Raw genomic sequence first — 21828 nt, 5'->3', positions numbered from 1 at the left:
CGCCGGCCCTCATCCATGGCCCCACAGCGAGTCGGCGCCGCGCTTCACGAGGAAGAGGCCGAAGGCCAGGCTGACCAGCGTCAGCCCCGCGCCGAAGAGCGACATCCCCACATCCGTCGCGCGGGCGACGGCGAAGAGGCCGAGGATGGCCAGGACGAAGGAGCCGGCGAGGTAGACGAGGCGGCTCATCGGGAATCCGGGGGCGGGCATCTGGGGGTCTCCTGGTTGTCGTCGAAAAGGATGCGGGCGGCGGCGCCGTCGGGGTCCTCGTACTGGCCGTTGCGCAGCGTCCAGCCGAAGAAGGCCAGCGCCGCCAGCCCCAGACCGAGGGCGAGCGGCACGAGCAGCGCGAGGGCGTTCATGCCTCCCGCCCCGCGCGCAGCGCGTTGAGGATGACCACGAGGGACGAGGACGCCATCACCACCGCCGCGAGCAGCGGGGTGACGAAGCCGAGCACCGCCATCGGCACGGCCACGAGGTTGTAGGCCAGGCTGAAGGCGATGTTCTGCCGCGCCGCGGCCTGCGCCCGCCGGGCCGTCGCGACGGCCGCCGGCAGCGCCGAGAGGCCCTCCGCGCGGAGCACCAGATCCGCCGCCGCCTGGGCGAGGTCGGTGCTGCCCGCGGGGCTGGCGGAGGCATGCGCCAGCGCCAGCGCCGCGGCATCGTTGATCCCGTCGCCGATCATGAGCGGCCGGCGGCCCTCCGCCCGCAATTGCCCGATGCGCGCGGCCTTGTCCGCGGGCGTCGCGCCGCCGCGCCACATGCCGATGCCGAGCGCCCCGGCCGCCCGCGCCACGGCCGGAGGCGCGTCGCCGGAGAGCAGCTCCACCTCCAGGCCGAGGCGCCGCAGCGCCGCCACGGCCTCGGCCGCATCGGGGCGCAGCGGGTCGGCGAAGCGGAAGGCGACCGCCCCCGCGGGCGAGCGGTACCAGAGCGCGGGCCCGTCTTCCTCCGCCGCCGCGAGGCCGCAGAAGGCGGCGCTGCCGAGCCGTTCGTCGCCGCGCCGCAGGCCGGCGCCGGGAAGCTCGGATACGCCCGCCGCCGCGGCGACCAGCGCCGGGCAGGCCGCGACGAGGGCGCGGGCCAGCGGGTGCCGGCTGCTCGCCGCCAGGGCCGCCGCAGCCTCCAGCGCGCCCTCCGGCCGCGCCGGATCGGCCAGCAGCTCCGGGCGGCCCAGGGTGAGCGTGCCGGTCTTGTCCAGCACCGCCACGTCGCAGGCGGCCAGCCGCTCCAGCGCCGTCGGCGAGCCCACCAGCACGCCGCGCCGGAACAGCGCGCCGACCGCCACCACCTGCACGGCCGGCACCGCGATGGCGAGGCCACAGGGGCAGGTCACGATGAGCGCCGCGACCGCGGGCACCAGCGCCGCCTGCCAGGGCAGCCCCATGCCGAGCCACCAGCCCAGGAAGGTCGCCAGCGCCACGCCATGCGCGACCGGCACGTAGATCCGCGCCGCCTTGTCGGCGATGGAGACATAGCGCCCGCGCGCCTGCTCCGCCCGCTCCAGAAGCCGCGACACGGCGGCGAGCGAGCCTTCCGCCGCCGCCGCCGTCACGCGTTGGACCAGCGCGGCGCCGAGATTCACCGCGCCGGCCGGCAGCGCCTCGCCCGCGGCGAAGCGGCGCGGCAGGCTCTCGCCGCTCGTCGCCGCGGTGTCGAGCAGCGCCTCGCCCTCCTCCAGCACGCCGTCGAGCGACAGCCGCTCGCCCGGCGCGACCAGCAGGCGCTCGCCGGCGCGCACGGTCTCGGCGCCGACGCGCCGCGCGGTTCCGTCGGCCGCCAGCCGCGTCACCTCGGCCGATTGCAGCGCGAGCAGCTCGGCGCAGGCCTGGCGGGCGCGGCGACGGGCCGCGCGGTCCAGCAGCCGGCCGGCGAGGAGAAGGGCGAGCAGGGCCGTCGCGCCGTCGAACCAGGTGAAGGGCCCCTGCCGCAGCGCCTCCGACAGGCTCATCGCCGTGGTCGCCACCACGCCCAGCGAGACGGCCATGTCCATGTTGATCCGCCCCGCGCGCAGCGCGGCATAGGCGGAACGGTAGAAGGGCATGCCCGCGACGAGGACGACCGGCAGGGCGATCAGTGCCGCGAGCCAGTGCATCAGCGCCCGCGTCGCCTCGCCCATGTCGCTGCCGACCCAGACGGCGACCGAGAGCATCATGACATTGGAGGCGCCGAAGGCGGCGATGCCGAGGGCGCGGGCCAGCGCCTTCTCCTCCGCATCCTCGGTCGCGCGCAGGCAGGCGGCGGACCAGGGCGCCACGCGGAAGCCCAGCCGCGCCACGATGCCGGCCAGCTCCGCCGCGCGCGAGGCCGGGCCGCGCCATTCGACCGTGAGCCGCCGCGCCGTGAGGCTGGCGCGCGCGCGCAGCACATCCGGCTCCATCGCCAGCGCCTGCTCCACCAGCCAGACGCAGGCGCCGCAGGCGAGGCCCGCGACCATCAGGTCCAGCCGATGGTCCCGGCCGTTGCCGAGCGGCTCGGCGCGGGCGGAAAAGTCCACGGGCGGCAGCGGCACGGGGCGCAGCTCCGCGACGCCCTCGCGGCGGCGGTAGAAGGCGTCGAGGCCGAGACCCGCGATCAGCGCGGCCGCGCCCTCGCAGCCCGCGCAGCAGAAGCGGCCCGCGCCGGCCGGCACCGGCGCGCCGCAATGCGCGCAGGCGGCCGCGGACAGGCGCGGCTCCTCGACATCGAGGCGGGCCGGAAGGGCGTTCACGGGAAGGTCAGCCTTTCGCGCAGCTCGAAGCGGTCCGCCCCGCGCGTGACGGTCAGCACCGCTTCCCAGGCGCCCGGCGCCGGGATCTCCACGGCGGCGCGCCAGCCGCCGGGCGCGGCGGGCAGGAAGTGCAGCGGCAGCGCCCTGCGCTCGAGCGGACGCTGCAGCCGGCCGGCGACCGTCGCATCGGCGGGCAGCGGGCTGCCGTCGGCCTGGCGCAGCGCCAGCACCACCGCGCCTCCCTGCCGCGAGACCGCCCCCTGCCAGCCCAGGGCCCGCTGCCGCTCGGCCTCGGCCAGCACGTCGCCATAGGTGCGCCCGCGGTCATAGGCGCCGCCCGTGGTGGTGCCGGTGAAGGTGGTGACCGCCGCGGTGATGAGCACGGCGTTCACCGCCACCACCACGCCGAAGCCGCCCACGAAGACCCAGGGGATCCAGCGGCCGCGCGGCATCGTCGTCGTCATCGTCTCGGTCCCAGGAAGGAGGTGGCGGCGGCGGCCTGCGTGGCGCCGCCGCCGGGAGGAAGCAGGCGGATCGTCACCGGCGTGCCCTCCTCGGCGGGCAGGGCATAGTGCGGCGCGGTGACGAAGAGGCGGAACTCGGCCACGCCGTCGGGGCGGGTCTCGACGAGCGGCAGTCCGGCGGCGTCGTGCCGCGCCGCGCCCAGGACCTGCCAGGCGGCGCCGGCCGGCAGCCCCTCGACCGCGACGGCGAGCACGGCCGCGTCATGCCGCCGGTCGGACAGCTTCAGGGTGTAGCTGTTGCGGATGCCGCCATCGGCCAGGCGCACATAGAGCGGCGCGCGGTCGCGCAGGACCTCCAGCGAGAGCGGCTGGCGGAGGGCGAGGCCGACGAGCATGGCGAGCACGATCACCACCATGGCGCCCGCATAGACCCAGCTGCGGGCGCGCAGCAGCCGGGCCGGCCGGCGCGCCGCCATGCCCGCACCGCAGCGCGCCGGGCCGGGCGGGACGGCCCGGGTCGCGGCCTCGGCGGCGGCGAGGTTGCCGATGGTCTCGAAGGCGACGAGGCCCGTCGGCCGGCCGAGCTTCGCCATGATCCCGTCGCAGGCGTCGATGCAGAGCCCGCAATTGATGCAGGCCATCTGCAGCCCGTCGCGGATGTCGACGCCGGTCGGGCAGACGTTCACGCAGGCCCGGCAATCCACGCAATCGCCCGCGCCGGGATCCTGCGCCTTGCCGCGCGGCTCGCCGCGCCAGTCGCGATAGGAGACGGCGAGGCTGTCCGCGTCGAGCATCGCCGCCTGGAAGCGCGGCCAGGGGCACATATAGGTGCAGACCTGCTCGCGCGCCCAGCCGGCGAGCAGATAGGTCGTGAGGGTGAAGAGGGCGGCGAAGCCCAGGATGGTCGTCGAGGCCTCGAAGGCCAGCAGGTCGCGCGCCAGCTGCGGCGCGTCGGTGAAGTAGTTCACCCAGGCGCCGCCGGTCACCGCCGCGATGGCGAGCCAGGCCGCGTGCTTGGCCAGCTTGCGCGCCTTGTCGCCCGCGCTCCAGCGCGGCTTGCGGTCGCGCCGCATGCGGGCGTTGCGGTCGCCCTCGATCCAGCGCTCGACCAGCATGAAGAGGTCGGTCCAGACGGTCTGCGGGCAGGCGAAGCCGCACCAGACGCGGCCGAAGAGCGCCGTGGCGGCGAAGATCGCGATCGCGCCCAGCAGCAGCAGGCCCGTGAGGTAATAGACCTCCTGCGGCCAGATCTCGAGCTGGAAGAAGAACAGCCGCCCGCGCGCCATGTCCACGAGCACGGCCTGGTCCGGCTGGCCGGGCCCGCGGTCCCAGCGCAGCCAGGGCAGCAGGTAGTAGAGCCCGAGGCAGGCGATCAGGATGGCCCATTTCGCCCGCCGCACGCGGCCCTGCACCGCCTGCGGATAGACCCGCACGCGGTCCGCGTAGAGCGGCTGGTTCCGGTCGTCGGGCGCGAAGGCCTCGGGCTTGTCCATCCGGCTCACCTGTCGTCCCGCCTACTGCTCGGTGCCGCCCAGGCTGTGCAGGTAGATGACCAGCATGCGGATGGTCGCGGCATCGAGGCGGCTTTCCCAGGCCGGCATCACGCCGTTCCGCCCGAGGGAGATGGTGCGCAGGATGCCCGCCTTGTCGCCGCCATAGAGCCAGACGCGGTCGTCGAGGCGCGGCGCGCCCATCTCGCGGCTGCCCTGCCCGCGCTCGCCATGGCAGCTCGCGCAGTTCTCGGCGAAGACGGCCGCGCCGCGGATGGCGGAGGCCCCGTCGGTGGAACGCCCGCCGAGCGCCAGCACATACTCCGCCGCGTCGGCGGCCTGCGCCACGGTCAGCATGCCGTCGGCCACGAAGCGCGGCATCAGCGAGTTGCGCGTCGCATCGTCGTCGGGCGCGCGGATGCCGTGGCGGATGGTCTCCTCGATGGCCGCGAGATCGCCGCCCCAGAGCCATTCGTCGTCGGCGAGGCTGGGGAAGCCGGGCGCCCCCTGCCCGCCCGCGCCGTGGCAGCCCGCGCAGGCATTGGCGAAGGCCATGCGCCCGCCGGCCATGGCGAAGCCGCGCAGGTCCGGATCGGCCAGGATCTGCGCGGGCGTCGCCGCGCGCAGGCGGGCGAGCATGGGCTCGATCGCCGCCGCCTGCTCGCGCCGGTCGCGCTCCGCATCGCCGCGGGCGGTGTGGCCGAGCAGGCCCGTCGCGCCGGTCATGGGCAGCGCGGGGTAGAGCACGACCCAGACCGCCGCGAAGGCGATGCAGGCATAGAAGGTCCAGAGCCACCACTTGGGCAGCGGGGTGTTGAGCTCGCGGATGCCGTCCCATTCATGGCCGGTGGTCGTGCGGCCGGTGACCGCATCGATGTCGGCGGGCGCGCGCTGCGAATGATCGTCCATCGTGTCGAAGTCCTATTCGGTGTCGCGCAGCGGGATCTGCCGCGCGCGCTCGAACCGCTCCCGCCGGGCCGGGCGGAAGGCCCAGACGAGAATTCCGGCGAAGAGCACGAAGAACCAGACCACCCAGGCGGTGGTCAGCAGGCCGTGCAGCTGGTGGATGTCCATTGCCCGCCCCTACTGCTGCCGCAGCCGCTCGGGCGTGACCTCGGAGAAGTCCACGAGGGTGCCCAGCATCTGCAGATAGGCGACGATCGCGTCCATCTCGGTGATCGCGCGCGGATTGCCGTCGGGGTCCATCTGGCGGGCGCGGGCGTAGCGCGCGGCGAAGGCGGCGCCGTCCTCGGCCGGGCGGGCCTGGGCCTCCAGGTCGGCGCGGGCATTCGCCACCATCTCCTCGGTATAGGGCACGCCGAGGCTGCGCTGCGCCGCCAGCCGCTCGCGGATATCGGCGTAGTTCAGCGGCCGGTCGAGGAAGGCGTAGTCGGGCATGACGGTCTCGGGCACGAGCTCGCGCGGATGGCGCAGATGCAGCACGTGCCACTCGTCCGAATAGCGGCCGCCGACGCGGGCCAGGTCGGGCCCCGTGCGCTTGCTGCCCCACTGGAAGGGACGGTCGAACATGCTCTCGGCGGCGAGGCTGTAGTGGCCGTAGCGCTCGCGCTCGTCGCGGAAGGGGCGCACCATCTGACTGTGGCAGGTGTAGCAGCCCTCGCGCACATAGATGTCGCGCCCCGCGAGCTCGAGCGGCGTGTAAGGGCGGATGCCGCCCACGCGCTCGATCGTGCTCTCGATGGTGAAGAGCGGGATGACCTGGACGAGGCCGCCGATCGAGATGGTGATCAGCGTCAGCACGCCGAGCAGGATGAGGTTCCGCTCGATCCGGCCGTGGTTGAATCGGATGCCGAACATGCCAGCCCTCCTCAGGCGGCCGCGGTCGCGGCCGGGAGGGCGGCGTTCGCCTCCCTGGGCGCGCGCACGCTGCGGTACAGGTTGTAGGCCATGAGCAGGGCGCCCACGAGGAAGAGCACGCCGCCCAGCGCGCGGATCACGTAGTAGGGGCGCATCGCGGCGACCGTCTCCACGAAGGAATACTGCAGGAAGCCGAGATGGTCGTAGGCGCGCCACATCAGGCCCTGCATGATGCCCGAGACCCACATCGAGGTGATGTAGAGAAGGATCCCCAGCGTCGCGATCCAGAAGTGCCAGTTGGCGAGCTTGGCCGACCAAAGCTGCGTGCGGCCCCAGAGGCGCGGCACGAGCCAGTACAGCACGCCGAAGGTGATGAAGCCGTTCCAGCCCAGCGCGCCGGAATGCACGTGGCCGATGGTCCAGTCGGTGTAGTGCGACAGCGAGTTCACGGCGCGGATCGACATCACCGGCCCCTCGAAGGTGGCGATGCCGTAGAAGCCCAGCGCCGCGACGGAGAAGCGCAGGCCGGGATCGGTCCGCAGCTTGTCCCAGGCGCCCGAGAGCGTCATGAGCCCGTTGATCATGCCGCCCCAGGAGGGCATCCACAGCATGATCGAGAAGACCATGCCCAGCACCTGCGCCCAGTCGGGCAGCGCGGTGTGGTGCAGGTGGTGCGGGCCGGCCCAGATATAGAGGAACGTCAGCGCCCAGAAGTGCACGATCGACAGGCGGTAGGAGTAGATCGGCCGCTCCGCCTGCTTCGGGACGAAGTAGTACATCATCCCCAGGAAGCCGGCGGTCAGGAAGAAGCCCACCGCGTTGTGGCCGTACCACCACTGGATCATCGCATCCTGCACGCCGGCCGCCGCGCCGTAGGACTTGGCGCCCGCGAAGGAGACGGGCAGCGCCATGTTGTTGCCGAGGTGCAGCACGGCCACGGTGATGATGAAGGCGAGGAAGAACCAGTTGGCCACGTAGATATGCGGCTCCTCGCGCCGCAGGATCGTGCCGCCGTAGATCACCAGGTAGGCGACCCAGACGAAGGTCAGCCAGAGATCCGCATACCATTCCGGCTCGGCGTATTCCTTGCCCTGGGTGACGCCCAGCAGATAGCCGGTCGCCGCGATCACGATGAAGAAGTTGTAGCCCCAGAAGAGGAACCAGGCCGCGTCGTCGCCGCCCAGCAGCCGCGCGCGGCAGGTGCGCTGCACGACGTAGAGGCTCGTCAGCAGCAGCGCATTGCCGCCGAAGGCGAAGATCACCGCCGAGGTGTGCAACGGCCGCAGCCGCCCGAAGGTGGTGTATTCCAGGCCGAGGTTCAGCACGGGGAAGGCGAGCTGGAAGGCGATGTAGACGCCGACGAGGAAGCCCGCGATGCCCCAGAAGATGGTGGCGACGGCGAAGGCGCGCAGCGGCGTCTCGACATAGACGGGCTGCGGGCGCATGGCGCCGCGCATGACAGGCGGCACGGCCGCGGCGGCGATCACGTCATGAGGCATGGACAACTCCTGGCATGCCGCCTGATCGGCCATCCGCGCCCGGATCGCGTTGATCTGGATCAAGCCACGCGCAGCGCGAGAGCGAGAAGGACGCCGGCATTCGCCACGAGCGCGATCCCGCCCAGGACACGCAGGCCGCGCCCGAAGCGCCGGCCGAAGAAGCGGCCCAGCACGGCGACCCCGGTGAGGGCCGGGACGGTCCCCGCCACGAAGGCCAGCATGGCGATCGCCCCCGCCAGCGCGCTGCCGCTCGCCGCCGCCGCCGCGAGCGCGGCGTAGAGCAGCCCGCAGGGCAGCGCGGAGAGCATCAGCCCGAGCAGGAAGCGCCGCCCCGGGCCGGCCGGCCCCGGCCGCAGCAGGCCCGCCGGCATCGCGGGCATCGGAAGATGCGGCAGCGGGATTCGCAGGCGCGCCGGCAGCGGCAGGCCGGAGGCCGCCTGGACCAGCATCAGGGCCGCCGCCAGGACCAGGGGCAGGGCGAGCAGCGATCTCGACACGCCCAGGGAGGCCAGCCCCACCGCCCCGCCGGCCGCCGCGCCCAGCGCCGCATATCCGGTCGCGCGGCCCAGCTGATAGGGCAGGAGAGGCAGGCCGGCGAGCCGCACCAGGCGGCCCCCGGCGGGCGCCTGCAGCGTCTGGGCGATGACGAAGGGGCCGCACATCCCCGCGCAATGGGTGGCGCCGCCGGCAAGCCCGGCCAGCAGCATCGTTCCCGTCAGCGCCAGGACACCGTCGGCACCGAGGGCCGCCAGGCCATGCAGGCAGTCGGACAACATGGCGGGCCACATGCCACGCCCATGCGCCGGCTTCCTTGATCTAGGTCAGGAGATCCGTCCCGGCTTTACCGGCCCAGAACGACGAAACGCCGCCCGTTTGACGGGGCGGCGTTTCCATTGTCCTGCCTGGACGGACAGCTCAGCCGAGCTGGAGCCCCACGACGGGGGTCATGCTCACGAGAGCCGCCATGCGCGGCATGTGACAATGAGACATCTGACCACCTCCTTTCGGTTGTTGCACGAAACCCCCAGATGAGGCCCCGGCCGCCGGATTTCAATCGCTCCCCTGCGAAACGCCCCCACCGGGAGCGCGCGCCATGCGCGGGCCGCGAAGGGCACCTCCCCAGGGCAAGCTCCCAGGGGCAACCTCTCCGCCAAGCCGATGTTAGGCTCTCGACACGCCCGTGAACGCGCCGAAGCGAGGACGCCGAACCCTTGGCCGAAACCAAGACCTTACGCTCATTCTACCACTTCCATCCTCTCTTCGTGCCCGAGCCGCGGCGGTGGCCGGAGGAATTCGCGCGCATCGCCGGGATGGGATTCGATGCCGTCGTCCTGGCGCCGCCCTTCGCGACGGGCCCCGACAATTCCCTGTTCCTGACCGCCGATCACCGGGCCCTGCATGCGCGCCTGGGCGGCGGCGATGCCCTTGCCGGGCTGGCGGAGACCTGCCGCCTGGCGGGCGAGGCGGGCCTCGCGGTCCTGCTGGACCTCCCGACCGACCGGCTGGACGGCGCGGCCGCGATCCTGGCCGAACATCCCGATTGGCGGCGCGGCGACCCCTCGGCCGGCCTCCCTCCCGATCCCCGCCGCCCCTTCGACCATGGCGCGCCGCTGGCCCGGCCCGCGCCCGACGCGCTGAGGGCCTGGTGGCTCGCCAGGCTGCGGGAATGGGCCGGCGCCGGCATCCGCGGCTTCCGCTGCCTGGACGCCTCGGCCGGCCGCGCCTTCTGGGGGCCGCTGATCGGCGCGCTTCGCGGACAGCAGCCCGGGCTGGTCCTCATCGCCTGGACCCAGGGCCTCACGCCCGCTCAGCTCGCCGAGCTGGAGGGCTGCGGCTTCGACCTGGCGGCCTCCTCGCTGCCCTGGTGGGACTACGAGGCGGCCTGGTGGGGCGAGGAGGCCGCCCGGCTGTCCAGGGTCGCCCCGATCCTCGCCATGCCGGAGGCGCCCTTCGCGCGCCGGCTGCTGGCCGGCTTCAGCGACCGGGACCTGGCGCGCCGCGCCGGCGAGCGGGCCCTGCGCTTCGCCGCGCTCAGCGGCACGGCCTGGCTGCTCCCCATGGGCTTCGAGTTCGGCGACCTGCACCGCATGGGGCATGACGGCCGGCAGGCCGAGGCCTTCGACGAGCTGCGGCGCTCGCCCCGGATCGACCTCACCGCGGCCATCCGGGAGGTGAATGCCGAGCGGCGGTCCCTCCCCGCGGCCCTCGGCGCCGAGCCGCCCGTGCTGCTCTCCGGGCCGGGCGCGCCCCTCGCGGTCGCCGCCCGCGGTCCGGCGGAGGCGCCGCAGCTGCTCGTGCTGGCCAATCCCTCGCTCCTGCGCCCGGCCGAGCTGTCGACGGCCCAGATCCTGGGCGCGCTGCCGCAGCCCGCCGCCCTGCCGGAGACCGGGCCGGGCCGCATCCGGCTGGAGCCCGGCGAGGTCCGCGCCGTTCCCGTCCAGGCCACCCAGCCGGTCCGCCTGACGCCCAGACCCGGCGACGCCGGCGCCCGGGGCGCCGCGCAATCGCCGCGCATCGCCATCGAGGCGGTCTCGCCCGCCGTGGATGCTGGCCGCTTCCCGGTCAAGCGCATCGTCGGCCATCCCGTGACCGTCACGGCGGATGTCTTCACCGACGGCGCCACCAAGCTCGCGGTGCGGCTGCTGTGGCGGCCCCTCGACGAGGCGGCGTGGCGCGAGGTGCCGATGCGGCACACGCTCAACGACATCCACACCGCGACCTTCGTGCCCGACCGCGTGGGCCGCCACGCCTATGCCGTCTGCGCCTGGGTGGATGTCTATGCCGCCTTCCGCGACGAGATCACCAAGAAGCAGGCCGCCGGCGTGGACATCGCGCTGGAGCGCCGCGAGGGCATGGCGCTGCTGGAGGAGGCGAGGCGCAACCTTCCCCGGGCCGAGGCGGCCGAGCTCGCCGCCCTGCTGAAGGCCCTGCCGCGCGCCGATGCCGCCGGGGCCGTGGAGCTCTTCGGCATGCCGCGCGTGGTCTCGCTGATGGCCCAGGCGGACCGGCGGCCCTTCCAGGCGATCCAGGAGTTCCCGCTCGACATCGAGCGGCGCGCGGCCGGCTTCGCCTCCTGGTACGAGATCTTCCCCCGCTCGCAGAGCGGCGATCCCCACCGCCACGGCACCTTCGACGACGTGATCGCGGCGCTGCCGCGGGTGCGGGACATGGGCTTCGACGTGCTCTACTTCCCACCGATCCACCCGATCGGCCGGAAGAACCGCAAGGGCCGCAACAACAGCCTCGCCGCCCGCGAGGACGATCCCGGCAGCCCCTACGCCATCGGCTCGGAGGCCGGCGGCCACGACGCGCTCCATCCCGAGCTGGGCACGCTGGAGGATTTCCTCCGCCTGGTGGCCGCTGCGAAGGACCACGGGCTGGAGCTGGCGCTCGACTTCGCCATCCAATGCTCGCCCGACCATCCCTGGCTGAAGCAGCATCCCGACTGGTTCGCCTGGCGGCCCGACGGAAGCATCCGCTACGCCGAGAACCCGCCGAAGAAGTACGAGGACATCGTCAACGTCGACTTCTACGCCAAGGGCGCCGTTCCGGAGCTGTGGGTGGCGCTGCGCGACGTCGTGCTCTTCTGGGCGGAGCAGGGCGTGAAGCTCTTCCGCGTCGACAATCCGCACACCAAGCCCCTGCCCTTCTGGGAATGGATGATCGGCGAGGTGCGCGCGCGCGATCCCGACTGCGTCTTCCTCTCCGAGGCCTTCACGCGGCCCAAGGTGATGTACCGGCTGGCGAAGGTCGGCTTCTCGCAGTCCTACACCTACTTCACCTGGCGCAACGAGGCCTGGGAGCTCGGCCAGTACATGACCGAGCTGAACCAGCCGCCCGTCTCGGACTTCTTCCGGCCGCACTTCTTCGTGAACACGCCGGACATCAACCCGGTCTTCCTGCAGCAGTCCGGCCGGCCGGGGCACCTGATCCGCGCCGCGCTGGCGGCCACGCTGTCCGGCCTCTGGGGCGTCTATAACGGCTTCGAGCTCTGCGAGGCGCGGCCGGAGAAGCCCGGGAAGGAGGAATATCTCGACAGCGAGAAATACGAGATCCGCGCCTGGGACTACGACCGGCCCGGCAACATCCAGGCCGAGATCACCCGGCTCAACGCGCTGCGCCGCCAGAACCCGGCGCTGCAGACGCATCTGGGCACGACCGTGCTGGCCGCCGGGCATCCCGGCATCATGCTCTTCGCCAAGGCGACGGACGATCTCTCCAACGTCGTCCTGGTGGCGGTGTCCATGAATCCCTTCGACGCGCTGGAGACCCATATGGAGCTGCCGCAGCGCGTCCTGGGCCTCGGCGCCGGCGCTCCCTTCCTCGCCGAGGACCTCCTCCGGGGCGGCGAGGAGCGCTGGGAGGGCACGCACCGCCATCTGCGGCTCGACCCCGCCGCCCTGCCCTTCGCCATCTGGCGCCTCCGCGCCGCCGACAAGGTCTGATCATGCCGCGAAACACGACCCGCATCGCAGCGCCGGCCGCGAACGACCCGCAATGGTACAAGGACGCGGTCATCTACCAGCTGCACATCAAGTCCTTCTTCGATTCGAACAATGACGGCGTGGGCGACATTCCCGGCCTGCTGCAGAAGCTCGACTACATCGCCGAGCTGGGCGTCGACACGATCTGGGTGCTGCCCTTCTACCCCTCGCCGCGGCGCGACGACGGCTACGACATCGCCAGCTACAAGGACGTGCATCCGGAATACGGCAGCATGGCCGACATCCGCAGGCTCGTGCAGGAAGCCCATGCCCGCGGCATCAAGGTGATCACCGAGCTGGTCATCAACCACACCTCGGACCAGCATCCCTGGTTCCAGCGCGCGCGCCGGGCCAAGAAGGGCTCGGTGCATCGCGACTACTATGTCTGGTCGGACGACGACCGGAAGTACGACGGCACGCGCATCATCTTCCTCGACACCGAGAAGTCGAACTGGACCTGGGATCCGGTCGCCGGCGCCTATTTCTGGCACCGCTTCTACAGCCACCAGCCGGACCTGAACTTCGACAATCCGCAGGTGCTCAAGGAGGTCTTCGCCGTCATGCGCTTCTGGCTGGACGCCGGGGTGGACGGGCTGCGGCTGGACGCCATCCCCTACCTCATCGAGCGCGACGGCACGAACAACGAGAACCTGCCGGAGACGCATGTCGTCCTGAAGAAGATCCGCGCCGAGATGGAGCGCATCGCGCCGGGCCGCATGCTGCTGGCCGAGGCCAACCAGTGGCCGGAGGACACGCAGCTCTATTTCGGCGAGGGCGACGAGTGCCACATGTCCTTCCACTTCCCCCTGATGCCGCGCATGTACATGGCGATGGCGCAGGAGGACCGCTTCCCGATCACCGACATCCTGCGCCAGACGCCCGCCATTCCCGAGAACTGCCAATGGGCGATCTTCCTGCGCAACCATGACGAGCTGACGCTCGAGATGGTGACCGACCGGGAGCGGGACTACCTCTGGAACACCTATGCCGCCGACAAGCGGGCGCGCATCAACCTCGGCATCCGCCGCCGCCTCGCGCCGCTGCTGGAGCACGACCGGCGCCGCATCGAGCTGATGAACTCGCTGCTGCTCTCCATGCCCGGCACGCCGGTGATGTATTACGGCGACGAGATCGGCATGGGCGACAATATCCATCTCGGCGACCGCGACGGCGTGCGCACGCCGATGCAGTGGTCGCCGGACCGCAATGGCGGGTTCAGCCGCGCCAATCCGGCGAGCCTCGTGCTGCCGGCGATCATGGACCCGGTCTATGGCTACGAGGCCGTGAACGTGGAGGCGCAGTCCGCCGACCAGCATTCGCTGCTGAACTGGACGCGCCGCATGCTGGCGGTGCGCAAGCGGCACCGCTCCTTCGGCCGCGGCACCTTCGGCTACCTCTATCCGGGCAACCGCAAGATCCTGGCCTATCTGCGGGAGCACGAGGGCGAGACGATCCTCTGCGTCTGCAACCTCTCGCGCACCGCCCAGGCGGTGGAGCTCGACCTCTCCGCCTTCGCCGGCCGCGTGCCGGTCGAGCTCGTCGGCGGCTCCTCCTTCCCGCCGATCGGGCAGCTCACCTATCTGCTGACCCTGCCGCCCTACGGCTTCTACTGGTTCCTGCTGGCCACGGAGGCCGCCATGCCCAGCTGGCACATGCCCACGCCCGAGCCCATGTCGGAGCTCACGACCCTCGTGCTGCGCAACAGCCTCGCGGAGGTGCTGACCCCCGCGACGGTCCGGACGCTGGAGACCGAGGCGCTGCCGCAATACCTCTCGCGGCGCCGCTGGTTCGCCGGCAAGGACACCGAGGTGGGGCAGCCGCGGCTCGCCTTCACCGAGGCGCTCACCGGCGAGAGCGGGGTTGAGATCCTGCTGACCGAGGTGGAGGCGGCGGATGCCACCGGCACCGGCCGCTACCTCCTGCCGCTCGGCATCGCCTGGGAGGACGAGACCAGCGCCGCCCTGCCGCAGCAGCTCGCTCTGGCGCGCATCCGCCGGGGCCGGCGCGTCGGCGTGCTGACCGACGCCTTCGCCCTCGACGCGCTGCCCTTCGGCGTGCTGCGCAGCCTGCGGGACAGCACCGTCCTGCCGCTGGCCCAGGGCGAGATCCGCTTCCTGCCCACCTCCGCCTTCGAAGGCGTGGACATCCCCGAGGGCGCCGAGATCCGCAGGCTGTCCGCGGAGCAGTCCAACTCCTCGCTCATCATCGGGGAGCAGGCGGTCCTGAAGCTCGTGCGCCGGGTCACCGAGGGGATCAGCCCCGAGACGGAGATGACGCGCTTCCTCACCGAGCGCGGCTTCGCCCAGACGGCGCCGCTGCTCGGCGAAGTGGTGCGCGTGACCCCGGACGGCGTGCCGCGCACCCTCGTGGTGCTGCAGGGCTTCGTGCGCAACCAGGGCGACGGCTGGGCCTGGACGACCGACTTCCTCCGCCGCAGCATCGACATCACGGCCGTCGCGGACGCGCCGGCCGACGAGCAGGACGGCGTCTTCGACAACTACATGGGCTTCGCGACAGCCTTGGGCCGCCGGCTGGCCGAGATGCACGCCATCCTGGCGCAGGACAGCGACGACGACGCCTTCCGCCCCGAGCCGGCCACGCGGCGGGACGCGGAAGCCTGGGGCCGCGCCGCCCGCGCGCAGCTCGAACAGGCGCTGAAGGCCCTTCGCGCCGTCAAGGATTGGGATTCCGCGGCCGACGAGGCCCGGGCCAAGGGCCTGCTCTCGCAGCGCGAGGCGCTGCTGACGGGCGTGGAGCGGCTCGCCGGCGCGGCGGAGGGCGCGCTGAAGACCCGCGTGCATGGCGACTTCCATCTGGGCCAGGTGCTGGTCGTGCAGGGCGACGCCTCCATCATCGACTTCGAGGGCGAGCCGGCGAAGACGCTCGACCAGCGCCGGGCCAAGTCCTCGCCCATGCGCGACGTGGCCGGCCTGCTGCGCTCCTTCGACTATGCGGCGGCCGCGGCCGCGGCCAACCGGCAGGGCCTTCAGGGCCCGGCGGCGGACCGGCTGGCCGCGCTGCTGGACCAGTTCCGCGGCCGCGCCGCCGAGAGCTTCCTCGCCGCCTATCGCGAGGCCCATGCGCGGGCGGCGCGCCCCTGGGTCGAGGCGAAGGCCGAGGCCCCGCTCCTCGATCTCTTCCTGCTGGAGAAGGCGGCCTACGAGGTCTGCTACGAGGCGGCGAACCGGCCGGGCTGGATCCACATTCCCCTTCGCGGCCTGGAGACCCTCGCCGGCCGCATCCTGGGCAAGGAGGCGCGGAATGGCTGATCCGGCCCTGCATCCCGATGCCCTGGCCGCCCTGATCGACGGCCGCCACGGCGATCCCTTCTCGATCCTCGGTCCGCATGAGACCGAGGCCGGCCCGGTGGTGCGCGTCTTCCTGCCGGGCGCGAGCGGCGTCTCGCTCGTCTCAGGCGGTTCCGTGCTGCCGATGGCCCTGCTGCATCCCGCCGGCTTCTTCGCCCGCGGGATGGTGCCGGGGCCCTATACCCTGCGGATCGACTGGAACGGCGTGGTCCAGGAGACGGAGGATCCCTACGGCTTCGGCCCGCTGCTGGGCGAGCTGGACGTGCACCTGCTGCGCGAGGGCCGGCACCAGGACATCGGCCGCTGCCTGGGCGCGCATCCCAAGGTGGTGGAAGGCGTCCCGGGCGTGCGCTTCGCCGTCTGGGCGCCCAATGCCCGCCGCGTCTCCATCGTGGGCGACTTCAACAGCTGGGACGGCCGCCGCCATCCCATGCGCCTGCGCCATGAGGCCGGCGTCTGGGAGCTGTTCATCCCCCGCCTGCGGCCCGGCGCGGCCTACAAGTTCGAGCTGCTCGACGGCTGGGGCCAGCTCCTGCCGATGAAGGCCGATCCGGTGGCCTGGCAGGCCGAGCCGCCGCCCTCGACGGCCTCGGTCGTCGCGGACACGGCGCGCATCCAGCCGCCGAAGGCCTTGCCGGCGGCGGCCGATCCGGCGGGCCGGCCCATGTCCATCTACGAGGTGCATCCGGGCTCCTGGGCCCGCGGCGACGGCGACCAGCCGCTCGACTGGGAGCAGCTGGGCGACCAGCTCATCCCCTATGTGAAGGGCATGGGCTTCACCCATCTCGAATTCCTGCCGATCATGGCGCATCCCTTCGGCGGCTCCTGGGGCTACCAGCCTTTGGGGCAGTTCGCCCCGCACGCCCCCTTCGGCGCCCCCGAGCACTTCTCCCGGCTGGTGGAGCGCTGCCACGAGGCCGGCATCGGCGTGCTGCTGGACTGGGTGCCGGCGCATTTCCCGACCGATACCCATGGCCTCGCACAGTTCGACGGCACGGCGCTCTACGAGCATGCCGATCCGCGCGAGGGCTTCCACCAGGACTGGAACACGCTGATCTACAACCTCGGCCGGCAGGAGGTGCGGAACTTCCTCATCGGCAGCGCCCTGCACTGGCTGGAGCATTACGGCGTGGACGGGCTGCGGGTCGATGCGGTGGCCTCGATGCTCTACCGCGACTACAGCCGGCGCGAGGGCGAATGGGTGCCTAATATCCATGGCGGGCGCGAGAACCTGGAATCCATCTCCTTCCTGAAGGAGCTCTCGGACACCATCGCCGCGCGCTGCCCCGGCAAGCTGCTCATCGCCGAGGAATCCACCTCCTTCCCCCGGGTCACCCGCAAGCCGGGCGAGGGCGGGCTGGGCTTCGACTTCAAGTGGAACATGGGCTGGATGAACGACACGCTCCGCTACATCGAGCGCGACCCGGTCTACCGCCGCTACGATCACGGGCTGATGACCTTCGGCCTGGTCTATGCCTTCTCGGAGAGGTTCATCCTGCCGATCTCGCATGACGAGGTCGTGCACGGGAAGGGCTCGCTGCCGGGCAAGATGCCGGGCGACGAAGGGCAGCGCTTCGCCAATCTCCGCGCCTATCTCGGCTTCATGTGGACCCATCCCGGCAAGAAGCTGCTCTTCATGGGCTGCGAATTCGGCCAGCTGCGCGAATGGAGCCACGACCGCTCGCTGGACTGGCACCTGCTGGACGAGCCGCGCCACGCGGGCCTTCAGCGCATGGTGCGGGACCTGAACCGGCTCTATGTGGACCTGCCGGCGCTGCACGCCCTGGACTGCGACCCCGCCGGCTTCCGCTGGGTTTCGCTCGACGACAGCGGCAACAGCGTCTTCGCCTGGCTGCGCTACGGGCCGGACGAGCAGGATCCCGTGCTGGTGGTCTGCAACTTCACGCCCGTGACGCGGCACGGCTATCGCCTGGGCGCTCCGCGGCCGGGGGCCTGGCAGGAGGTGTTCAATTCCGACGCGGCCATCTACGGCGGCGGCAACGCCGGCAATGGCGGGCTGGTGGAGGCCGGCAGCGACGGCATGGACGGCTGGCCCGCCTCGCTGTCGCTGACGCTGCCGCCGCTGAGCACGCTGATCCTGAGACCGGCGCGCGCGGAGGGCTAGGGGGGCCTTTCGTAGCGGGCCGGGCGGGCCGGCCAGGATCGCGCGCCCGGGCGCGGTAGCCTCGGCCATGCGCGAAGGGGCCTTGCGGGGCCTGCGGCGCGAGGCGACAGGAGGGGCCGGCCACGGTCGGCCGGCCCGCCGCTCGTCGCGCCGATTGGACGACCCTCCCCCGCCTGCCATAGTCTCCGGGCTGGTGTCGCGGCCGCTGCTGGCCGATACCCTCGCCGGACCCCGAAAACGCGCCGCCTCCCGGCAACAACCTGACACTGGTACCCTGCGCTTGAACCACGCTCCTCCCGTCTCCTCGCCCGATGCCGAAGCCGCACCGCCCGACGACACGGTCCTGTGGATCCACCCGGTGCTCTGCGAGCTGGGGCTGCCGATCCGGACGCCGCGCGGCCATTGGCACCGCGACGCCGGGAGCGCCTCCCTGCGCATGGAGGCGCCCTCGCCGGACCAGCCCCTGCCCAGCGGCCGCATGCTGCGGCTGAACCTGATCCATATCTGCGACGCCGCCCGGCGGGCGAACGGCGTCTCGCTCGACCTCGGCGCCGACGCCTCCGCCCTGGCCGAGCGCATGGGCGCCGCCGGGAAGACGGCCGAGCTGATCGACCAGATGCACCGCATGATGGCGTCGAAGATCACGGTCTCCTGGGGCGGCGGTCCGGACGTTCCCGTCTTCGACGCGCGCAGCCGCCCCCGTGGCGACCTGCCCGAATGGCGGCCGAAGATCCGCCTGAGCGCCAAGTTCCTCGCCGCCCTCGCCAGCCACGCCGTCGGGCTGGATTCCCGCATCGTGAGGACGCTCGGCGATTCGCCCATGGCGCTGGACGCCTATGCCTGGATTCGGCAGTCGCTCGGCGGCGCCGCGCCGGATTCCATGCCGACGGCCGGCTGGGACGAGCTCCTGGCCCGTTTCGGCAGCCCCTCGCAGAACGCCGCCTCCTTCCGGGCCCTCTTCGAGCCCGCCTTGCGGATGGTCTTCGACGCGGACCCGTCGATCGAGATCGCCGTCGACGACGAGGGCGTCAGCATCCGCCACGCCCGCGGCGAGGCGGAACCCGCGCCCGAGGAACGGCCGGCGGCCGGGTCGCCCGAAGCCCCGCCGAGCGAGCCGCCCGCGCCACCCGCGCCGTCCGCCGCTGCCGCGCCGCCCCCCGCGCCAAGGGCCATTCCCCCCGCCGTGGCCCAACCTGCCGCCGCCCCCCCTGCGGCCGCTCCCGCTGCGGCCGCCCCTCCTGCCGCCGACAGGATCACCGAGGACAGCATCTGCCTGCCGCGCGACGCGACCGGCCTGTCGCAATGCCTGTGGCTGCGGCGCGGCCATGGCGCCGAGCAGGTGCTGGTCGGCGTCACGCCCGGCACGCGGCTCGATCCCGAGCGGCTGACCATCCTGGCCGTGGAGCCCATGATCCTGCAGGTCAGCGGCGGTCTGCATCAGGGCGACTTCGACCGCGTCTCGGCCTGGATCATGGCGAACCGCGACCTGATCGACGATTTCTGGGACGACCGGATCTCGACCTTCCAGGAGGTGCGCCTGCGCCTGCGCAAGGCCCCCGCCCCGGGCTGGAGGTAGCGCCCGCAGGGTTGCCTCTCCTCCCGCCGGCGCGCAGGCTTCCGCGAAAGCCTTCCGGGAGGGACACAGATTGGCCGACCTGACGATCCGCGAGGTCCGCACGACCTTGCTGAGCATGCCCTGGCCCGAGGATCCCTGGCTCGCCGGCCATCCCCTCGGCGAGAGGCGCGACCTGGTGGTGGTGGAGATCGTCACCGCCTCCGGCCTGACCGGCATGGGCTATCTGCACCTTCTGAGCCTGCCCCTGCTGCGCAGCATCGGCGCCTGCATCGAGGATGCGATGGCCCCCCGCATCCTGGGCCGGGACGCGACGGCGGTGGAGGCGATCTGGCAGGATCTCTGGCGCTCGACGCTGACGGCCGGGCGCGGCGGCGTGACCATGATGGCCCAGTCGGCCATCGACATCGCGCTCTGGGACGTGGTCGGCAAGGCCGCCGGCCTGCCGCTGCACCGGCTCTGGGGCCATTGCCGGTCGGAAATTCCGATCTACGGGAGCGGCTGCTTCCGCAACTCGCGCGGCGACGGGATGATCGCCAAGGCGCAGCACTACGTCGCGCAGGGCTACAAGGCGATCAAGATGCAGGTGGCCCATATCGGCGACCTGCGGACCGACATCGACAATGTCCGCCGCATGCGCGAGGCGGTCGGCCCCGACATCGACATCATGATCGACGTGAACATGGGCTGGAGCGCCGACATCGCGATCCAGGCGGGCCGGAAGTTCGAGGAATACGACATCTACTGGCTGGAGGAGCCCGTGATGCCGGACGACTACGCCGGCTATCTGCGCTGCGCCGGGATGCTCGACCTGCGCGTGGTCGGCGGGGAGACGCATTTCGGCCGGGCCGACCTGAAGCCCTTCCTGGAAAATCCCCGCCTGCCCATCCTCCAGCCGGACCCGATGCGCGGCGGGCTGACGGAGCTCCGCAAGATCGCGACGGTGGCCGACACCTGGGGCATGACCATCGCGCCGCACCTCTTCCCCGAGCTGAACGTGCACCTGCTGGCCAGCATCCCGAACGCCAGCTGGGCCGAGCAGATGGGCCTCCTGGACGACCTCTGGGTGTCGCGCCCGAAGATCGCGGACGGCATGATCACCGCGCCGGAGACGCCCGGCCACGGGCTGGCCTTCCGGCCGGAGGTCCTGAAGGACTTCCGGCTGGCATGATCGAGGACCGCCGGATCGAGGCACTCCCGGGCCTCGTCTTCGACGTCTCGGCGGCGGGCGCGGCGGATGCGCCGCTCGTGCTGATGCTGCACGGCTTCGCCGTCTCGCGGCACCTCTACGACGCGCAGCTGCCGGCCCTCGCCAGGGCCGGCTTCCTCGCCGCGGCACCGAACCAGCGCGGCTATTCCCCGGGCGCCCGCCCGAACCCGTCCGACCGCACGCTGTACGACATCCGGCTGCTCACCGCCGATGCGCTCGCGCTGGCCGACGCCCTGGGCGCCCGGCGCTTCCATCTGGTCGGGCACGACTGGGGCGGCAGCCTGGCCTGGGACATCGCCGCCCACCATCCCGGGCGGCTGGCCTCGCTGACCATGCTGTCCCGTCCGCATCCCGCCGCCTTCGCCCGGGCGATGCGCGAGGATCCGGAGCAGCCCCACCGCTCGCGCCACCACAAGGCCTTCCAGGATCCGGACGCGGCCGCCTCGCTGCTGGCCGAGGACGCCGCCTGGCTGCGGACCCGCCATGCGGCCAACGGCATTCCGCCGGAGGCGACGGCGAAGCATCTGGCCGTCCTCGGCCATCCCGCCGCCATGGAAGCGGCGCTCGCCTGGTACCGCGCCCGCGGCACGGTGAACCGGCCGATCGGCGCGGTCTCCGTGCCCACGCTCTTCCTCTGGGGCGATGCGGACGACACGGTCGGCCGCATGGCCGCCGAGGGCACGGCGGATTTCGTCGAGGCGCCCTATCGCTTCGAGGTTCTTCCCGGTGTCGGCCACTACGCGCCGGACCAGGTGCCGGACCGGGTCACGGAGCTGTTGCTGGAGCATCTGCGGCGTCACCCGCTGTAGCGCGGCGACACGCGCGACAATTGGCTCTGCCCGCGCGCGATCCTCCCGCGACACGGTGGCGGCATGTTCAGGCCGTCAGCCGGCGCGCGTCCGGCCCCGCCAGAACAGGAGCCGCATCATGCGCGAGTCCCTCATGACCGCCACCAACGAGGCCTATGCCGAGCACTTCCAGGTCCGGCGCCGGGAGCCGCCGGAGCATGCCGGCTTCGACGGATGGCTGGTCGTCGTGCGGGCCATGGTCTTCCTGGTCGCCGGCATGGCCGTCATCAGCCTTGTCACCGTCATCTGAGTTGCGGGCGTGATGCCATGGACCGGCATCGCGCGCCCGGACGGCCGGG

17 protein-coding genes are annotated in these 21828 nt (G+C 72.4%); 7 read left to right on the top strand and 10 right to left on the bottom strand.

What is annotated here, in order from left to right; translation table 11 throughout:
• Positions 1–9 precede the first annotated feature (9 nt).
• Genes EJV46_RS13880 through EJV46_RS13835 form a run of 10 tightly spaced genes read right to left on the bottom strand, consistent with a single transcriptional unit; the run spans position 10 to position 8757 of the window.
• Complete coding sequence (locus tag EJV46_RS13880) at positions 10–189, bottom strand: hypothetical protein (protein WP_165585533.1); 180 nt, start codon at positions 187–189, stop codon at positions 10–12.
• Positions 186–362: a cbb3-type cytochrome oxidase assembly protein CcoS gene (gene ccoS / locus EJV46_RS13875; protein WP_131549228.1), complete on the bottom strand. Its 177-nt coding sequence runs from the start codon at positions 360–362 to the stop codon at positions 186–188. Before ccoS ends, EJV46_RS13880 begins: the two co-directional genes overlap by 4 nt.
• Complete coding sequence (locus EJV46_RS13870; protein ID WP_131549227.1) at positions 359–2710, bottom strand: heavy metal translocating P-type ATPase metal-binding domain-containing protein; 2352 nt, start codon at positions 2708–2710, stop codon at positions 359–361. The genes ccoS and EJV46_RS13870 overlap by 4 nt, the downstream gene beginning before the upstream one ends.
• Positions 2707–3174, bottom strand: a complete 468-nt coding sequence (locus EJV46_RS13865; protein WP_131549226.1) for a FixH family protein — start codon at positions 3172–3174, stop codon at positions 2707–2709. The genes EJV46_RS13870 and EJV46_RS13865 overlap by 4 nt, the downstream gene beginning before the upstream one ends.
• Positions 3171–4667 (bottom strand): cytochrome c oxidase accessory protein CcoG, encoded by a 1497-nt coding sequence (gene ccoG / locus EJV46_RS13860; protein ID WP_131549225.1) that lies wholly within the window; start codon positions 4665–4667, stop codon positions 3171–3173. The genes EJV46_RS13865 and ccoG overlap by 4 nt, the downstream gene beginning before the upstream one ends.
• 21 nt (positions 4668–4688) lie before the next feature.
• Entirely contained in the window at positions 4689–5573 is an 885-nt protein-coding gene (gene ccoP / locus EJV46_RS13855; protein ID WP_131549224.1) for a cytochrome-c oxidase, cbb3-type subunit III, read from the bottom strand.
• A 12-nt stretch (positions 5574–5585) separates the two neighbouring features.
• On the bottom strand, positions 5586–5738 hold the full coding sequence (locus EJV46_RS13850) for a cbb3-type cytochrome c oxidase subunit 3 (protein ID WP_131549223.1): 153 nt from the start codon (positions 5736–5738) through the stop codon (positions 5586–5588).
• A 9-nt stretch (positions 5739–5747) separates the two neighbouring features.
• Positions 5748–6482 (bottom strand): cytochrome-c oxidase, cbb3-type subunit II, encoded by a 735-nt coding sequence (ccoO, locus tag EJV46_RS13845; protein WP_131549222.1) that lies wholly within the window; start codon positions 6480–6482, stop codon positions 5748–5750.
• An 11-nt stretch (positions 6483–6493) separates the two neighbouring features.
• Positions 6494–7981 (bottom strand): cytochrome-c oxidase, cbb3-type subunit I, encoded by a 1488-nt coding sequence (gene ccoN / locus EJV46_RS13840; RefSeq protein WP_370323082.1) that lies wholly within the window; start codon positions 7979–7981, stop codon positions 6494–6496.
• Between the two features lie 59 nt (positions 7982–8040).
• Complete coding sequence (locus EJV46_RS13835) at positions 8041–8757, bottom strand: sulfite exporter TauE/SafE family protein (protein WP_165585532.1); 717 nt, start codon at positions 8755–8757, stop codon at positions 8041–8043.
• Positions 8758–9192: 435 nt separating this feature from the next.
• Here EJV46_RS13835 and EJV46_RS13830 point away from each other — a divergent pair, with 435 nt between their 5' ends.
• The 7 genes from EJV46_RS13830 (at position 9193) to EJV46_RS22855 (ending at position 21779) form a co-directional block, all read left to right on the top strand.
• Positions 9193–12426: a maltotransferase domain-containing protein gene (locus EJV46_RS13830; protein WP_240782547.1), complete on the top strand. Its 3234-nt coding sequence runs from the start codon at positions 9193–9195 to the stop codon at positions 12424–12426.
• 2 nt (positions 12427–12428) lie between these two features.
• Positions 12429–15734, top strand: coding sequence for a maltose alpha-D-glucosyltransferase (gene treS / locus EJV46_RS13825; protein ID WP_131549220.1), 3306 nt, complete (start codon positions 12429–12431; stop codon positions 15732–15734).
• Positions 15727–17898 carry a 1,4-alpha-glucan branching protein GlgB gene (gene glgB / locus EJV46_RS13820; RefSeq protein ID WP_131549219.1) on the top strand — a complete coding sequence of 724 codons (2172 nt, stop codon included), beginning with the start codon at positions 15727–15729 and terminating at the stop codon, positions 17896–17898. Before treS ends, glgB begins: the two co-directional genes overlap by 8 nt.
• Positions 17899–18178: 280 nt before the next feature.
• Positions 18179–19474: a replication protein RepA gene (locus EJV46_RS13815; protein WP_165585531.1), complete on the top strand. Its 1296-nt coding sequence runs from the start codon at positions 18179–18181 to the stop codon at positions 19472–19474.
• A gap of 70 nt (positions 19475–19544) precedes the next feature.
• Positions 19545–20642: a mandelate racemase/muconate lactonizing enzyme family protein gene (locus EJV46_RS13810; RefSeq protein WP_131549217.1), complete on the top strand. Its 1098-nt coding sequence runs from the start codon at positions 19545–19547 to the stop codon at positions 20640–20642.
• Positions 20639–21490 (top strand): alpha/beta fold hydrolase, encoded by an 852-nt coding sequence (locus EJV46_RS13805; protein WP_131549216.1) that lies wholly within the window; start codon positions 20639–20641, stop codon positions 21488–21490. Before EJV46_RS13810 ends, EJV46_RS13805 begins: the two co-directional genes overlap by 4 nt.
• A 118-nt stretch (positions 21491–21608) precedes the next feature.
• Positions 21609–21779, top strand: a complete 171-nt coding sequence (locus EJV46_RS22855) for a hypothetical protein (protein WP_165585530.1) — start codon at positions 21609–21611, stop codon at positions 21777–21779.
• Positions 21780–21828 lie beyond the last annotated feature (49 nt).

It is taken from the genome of Roseococcus sp. SYP-B2431 (genome assembly GCF_004336745.1).
Lineage (GTDB): Bacteria > Pseudomonadota > Alphaproteobacteria > Acetobacterales > Acetobacteraceae > Roseococcus.
Note: the sequence above shows the minus strand (reverse complement) of the source record. Positions and strands in the feature narration are given on the sequence as shown.

Bases quoted from the DNA above. Each gene is read 5' to 3' on its own strand.
- EJV46_RS13880 (WP_165585533.1), bottom strand. From the start codon at position 189: ATGAGCCGCCTCGTCTACCTCGCCGGCTCCTTCGTCCTGGCCATCCTC.
- ccoS (WP_131549228.1), bottom strand. From the start codon at position 362: ATGAACGCCCTCGCGCTGCTCGTGCCGCTCGCCCTCGGTCTGGGGCTG.
- EJV46_RS13865 (WP_131549226.1), bottom strand. From the start codon at position 3,174: ATGACGACGACGATGCCGCGCGGCCGCTGGATCCCCTGGGTCTTCGTG.
- ccoG (WP_131549225.1), bottom strand. From the start codon at position 4,667: ATGGACAAGCCCGAGGCCTTCGCGCCCGACGACCGGAACCAGCCGCTC.
- ccoP (WP_131549224.1), bottom strand. From the start codon at position 5,573: ATGGACGATCATTCGCAGCGCGCGCCCGCCGACATCGATGCGGTCACC.
- EJV46_RS13850 (WP_131549223.1), bottom strand. From the start codon at position 5,738: ATGGACATCCACCAGCTGCACGGCCTGCTGACCACCGCCTGGGTGGTC.
- ccoO (WP_131549222.1), bottom strand. From the start codon at position 6,482: ATGTTCGGCATCCGATTCAACCACGGCCGGATCGAGCGGAACCTCATC.
- ccoN (WP_370323082.1), bottom strand. From the start codon at position 7,981: ATGCCTCATGACGTGATCGCCGCCGCGGCCGTGCCGCCTGTCATGCGC.
- EJV46_RS13835 (WP_165585532.1), bottom strand. From the start codon at position 8,757: ATGTTGTCCGACTGCCTGCATGGCCTGGCGGCCCTCGGTGCCGACGGT.
- treS (WP_131549220.1), top strand. From the start codon at position 12,429: ATGCCGCGAAACACGACCCGCATCGCAGCGCCGGCCGCGAACGACCCG.
- glgB (WP_131549219.1), top strand. From the start codon at position 15,727: ATGGCTGATCCGGCCCTGCATCCCGATGCCCTGGCCGCCCTGATCGAC.
- EJV46_RS13805 (WP_131549216.1), top strand. From the start codon at position 20,639: ATGATCGAGGACCGCCGGATCGAGGCACTCCCGGGCCTCGTCTTCGAC.
- EJV46_RS22855 (WP_165585530.1), top strand. From the start codon at position 21,609: ATGCGCGAGTCCCTCATGACCGCCACCAACGAGGCCTATGCCGAGCAC.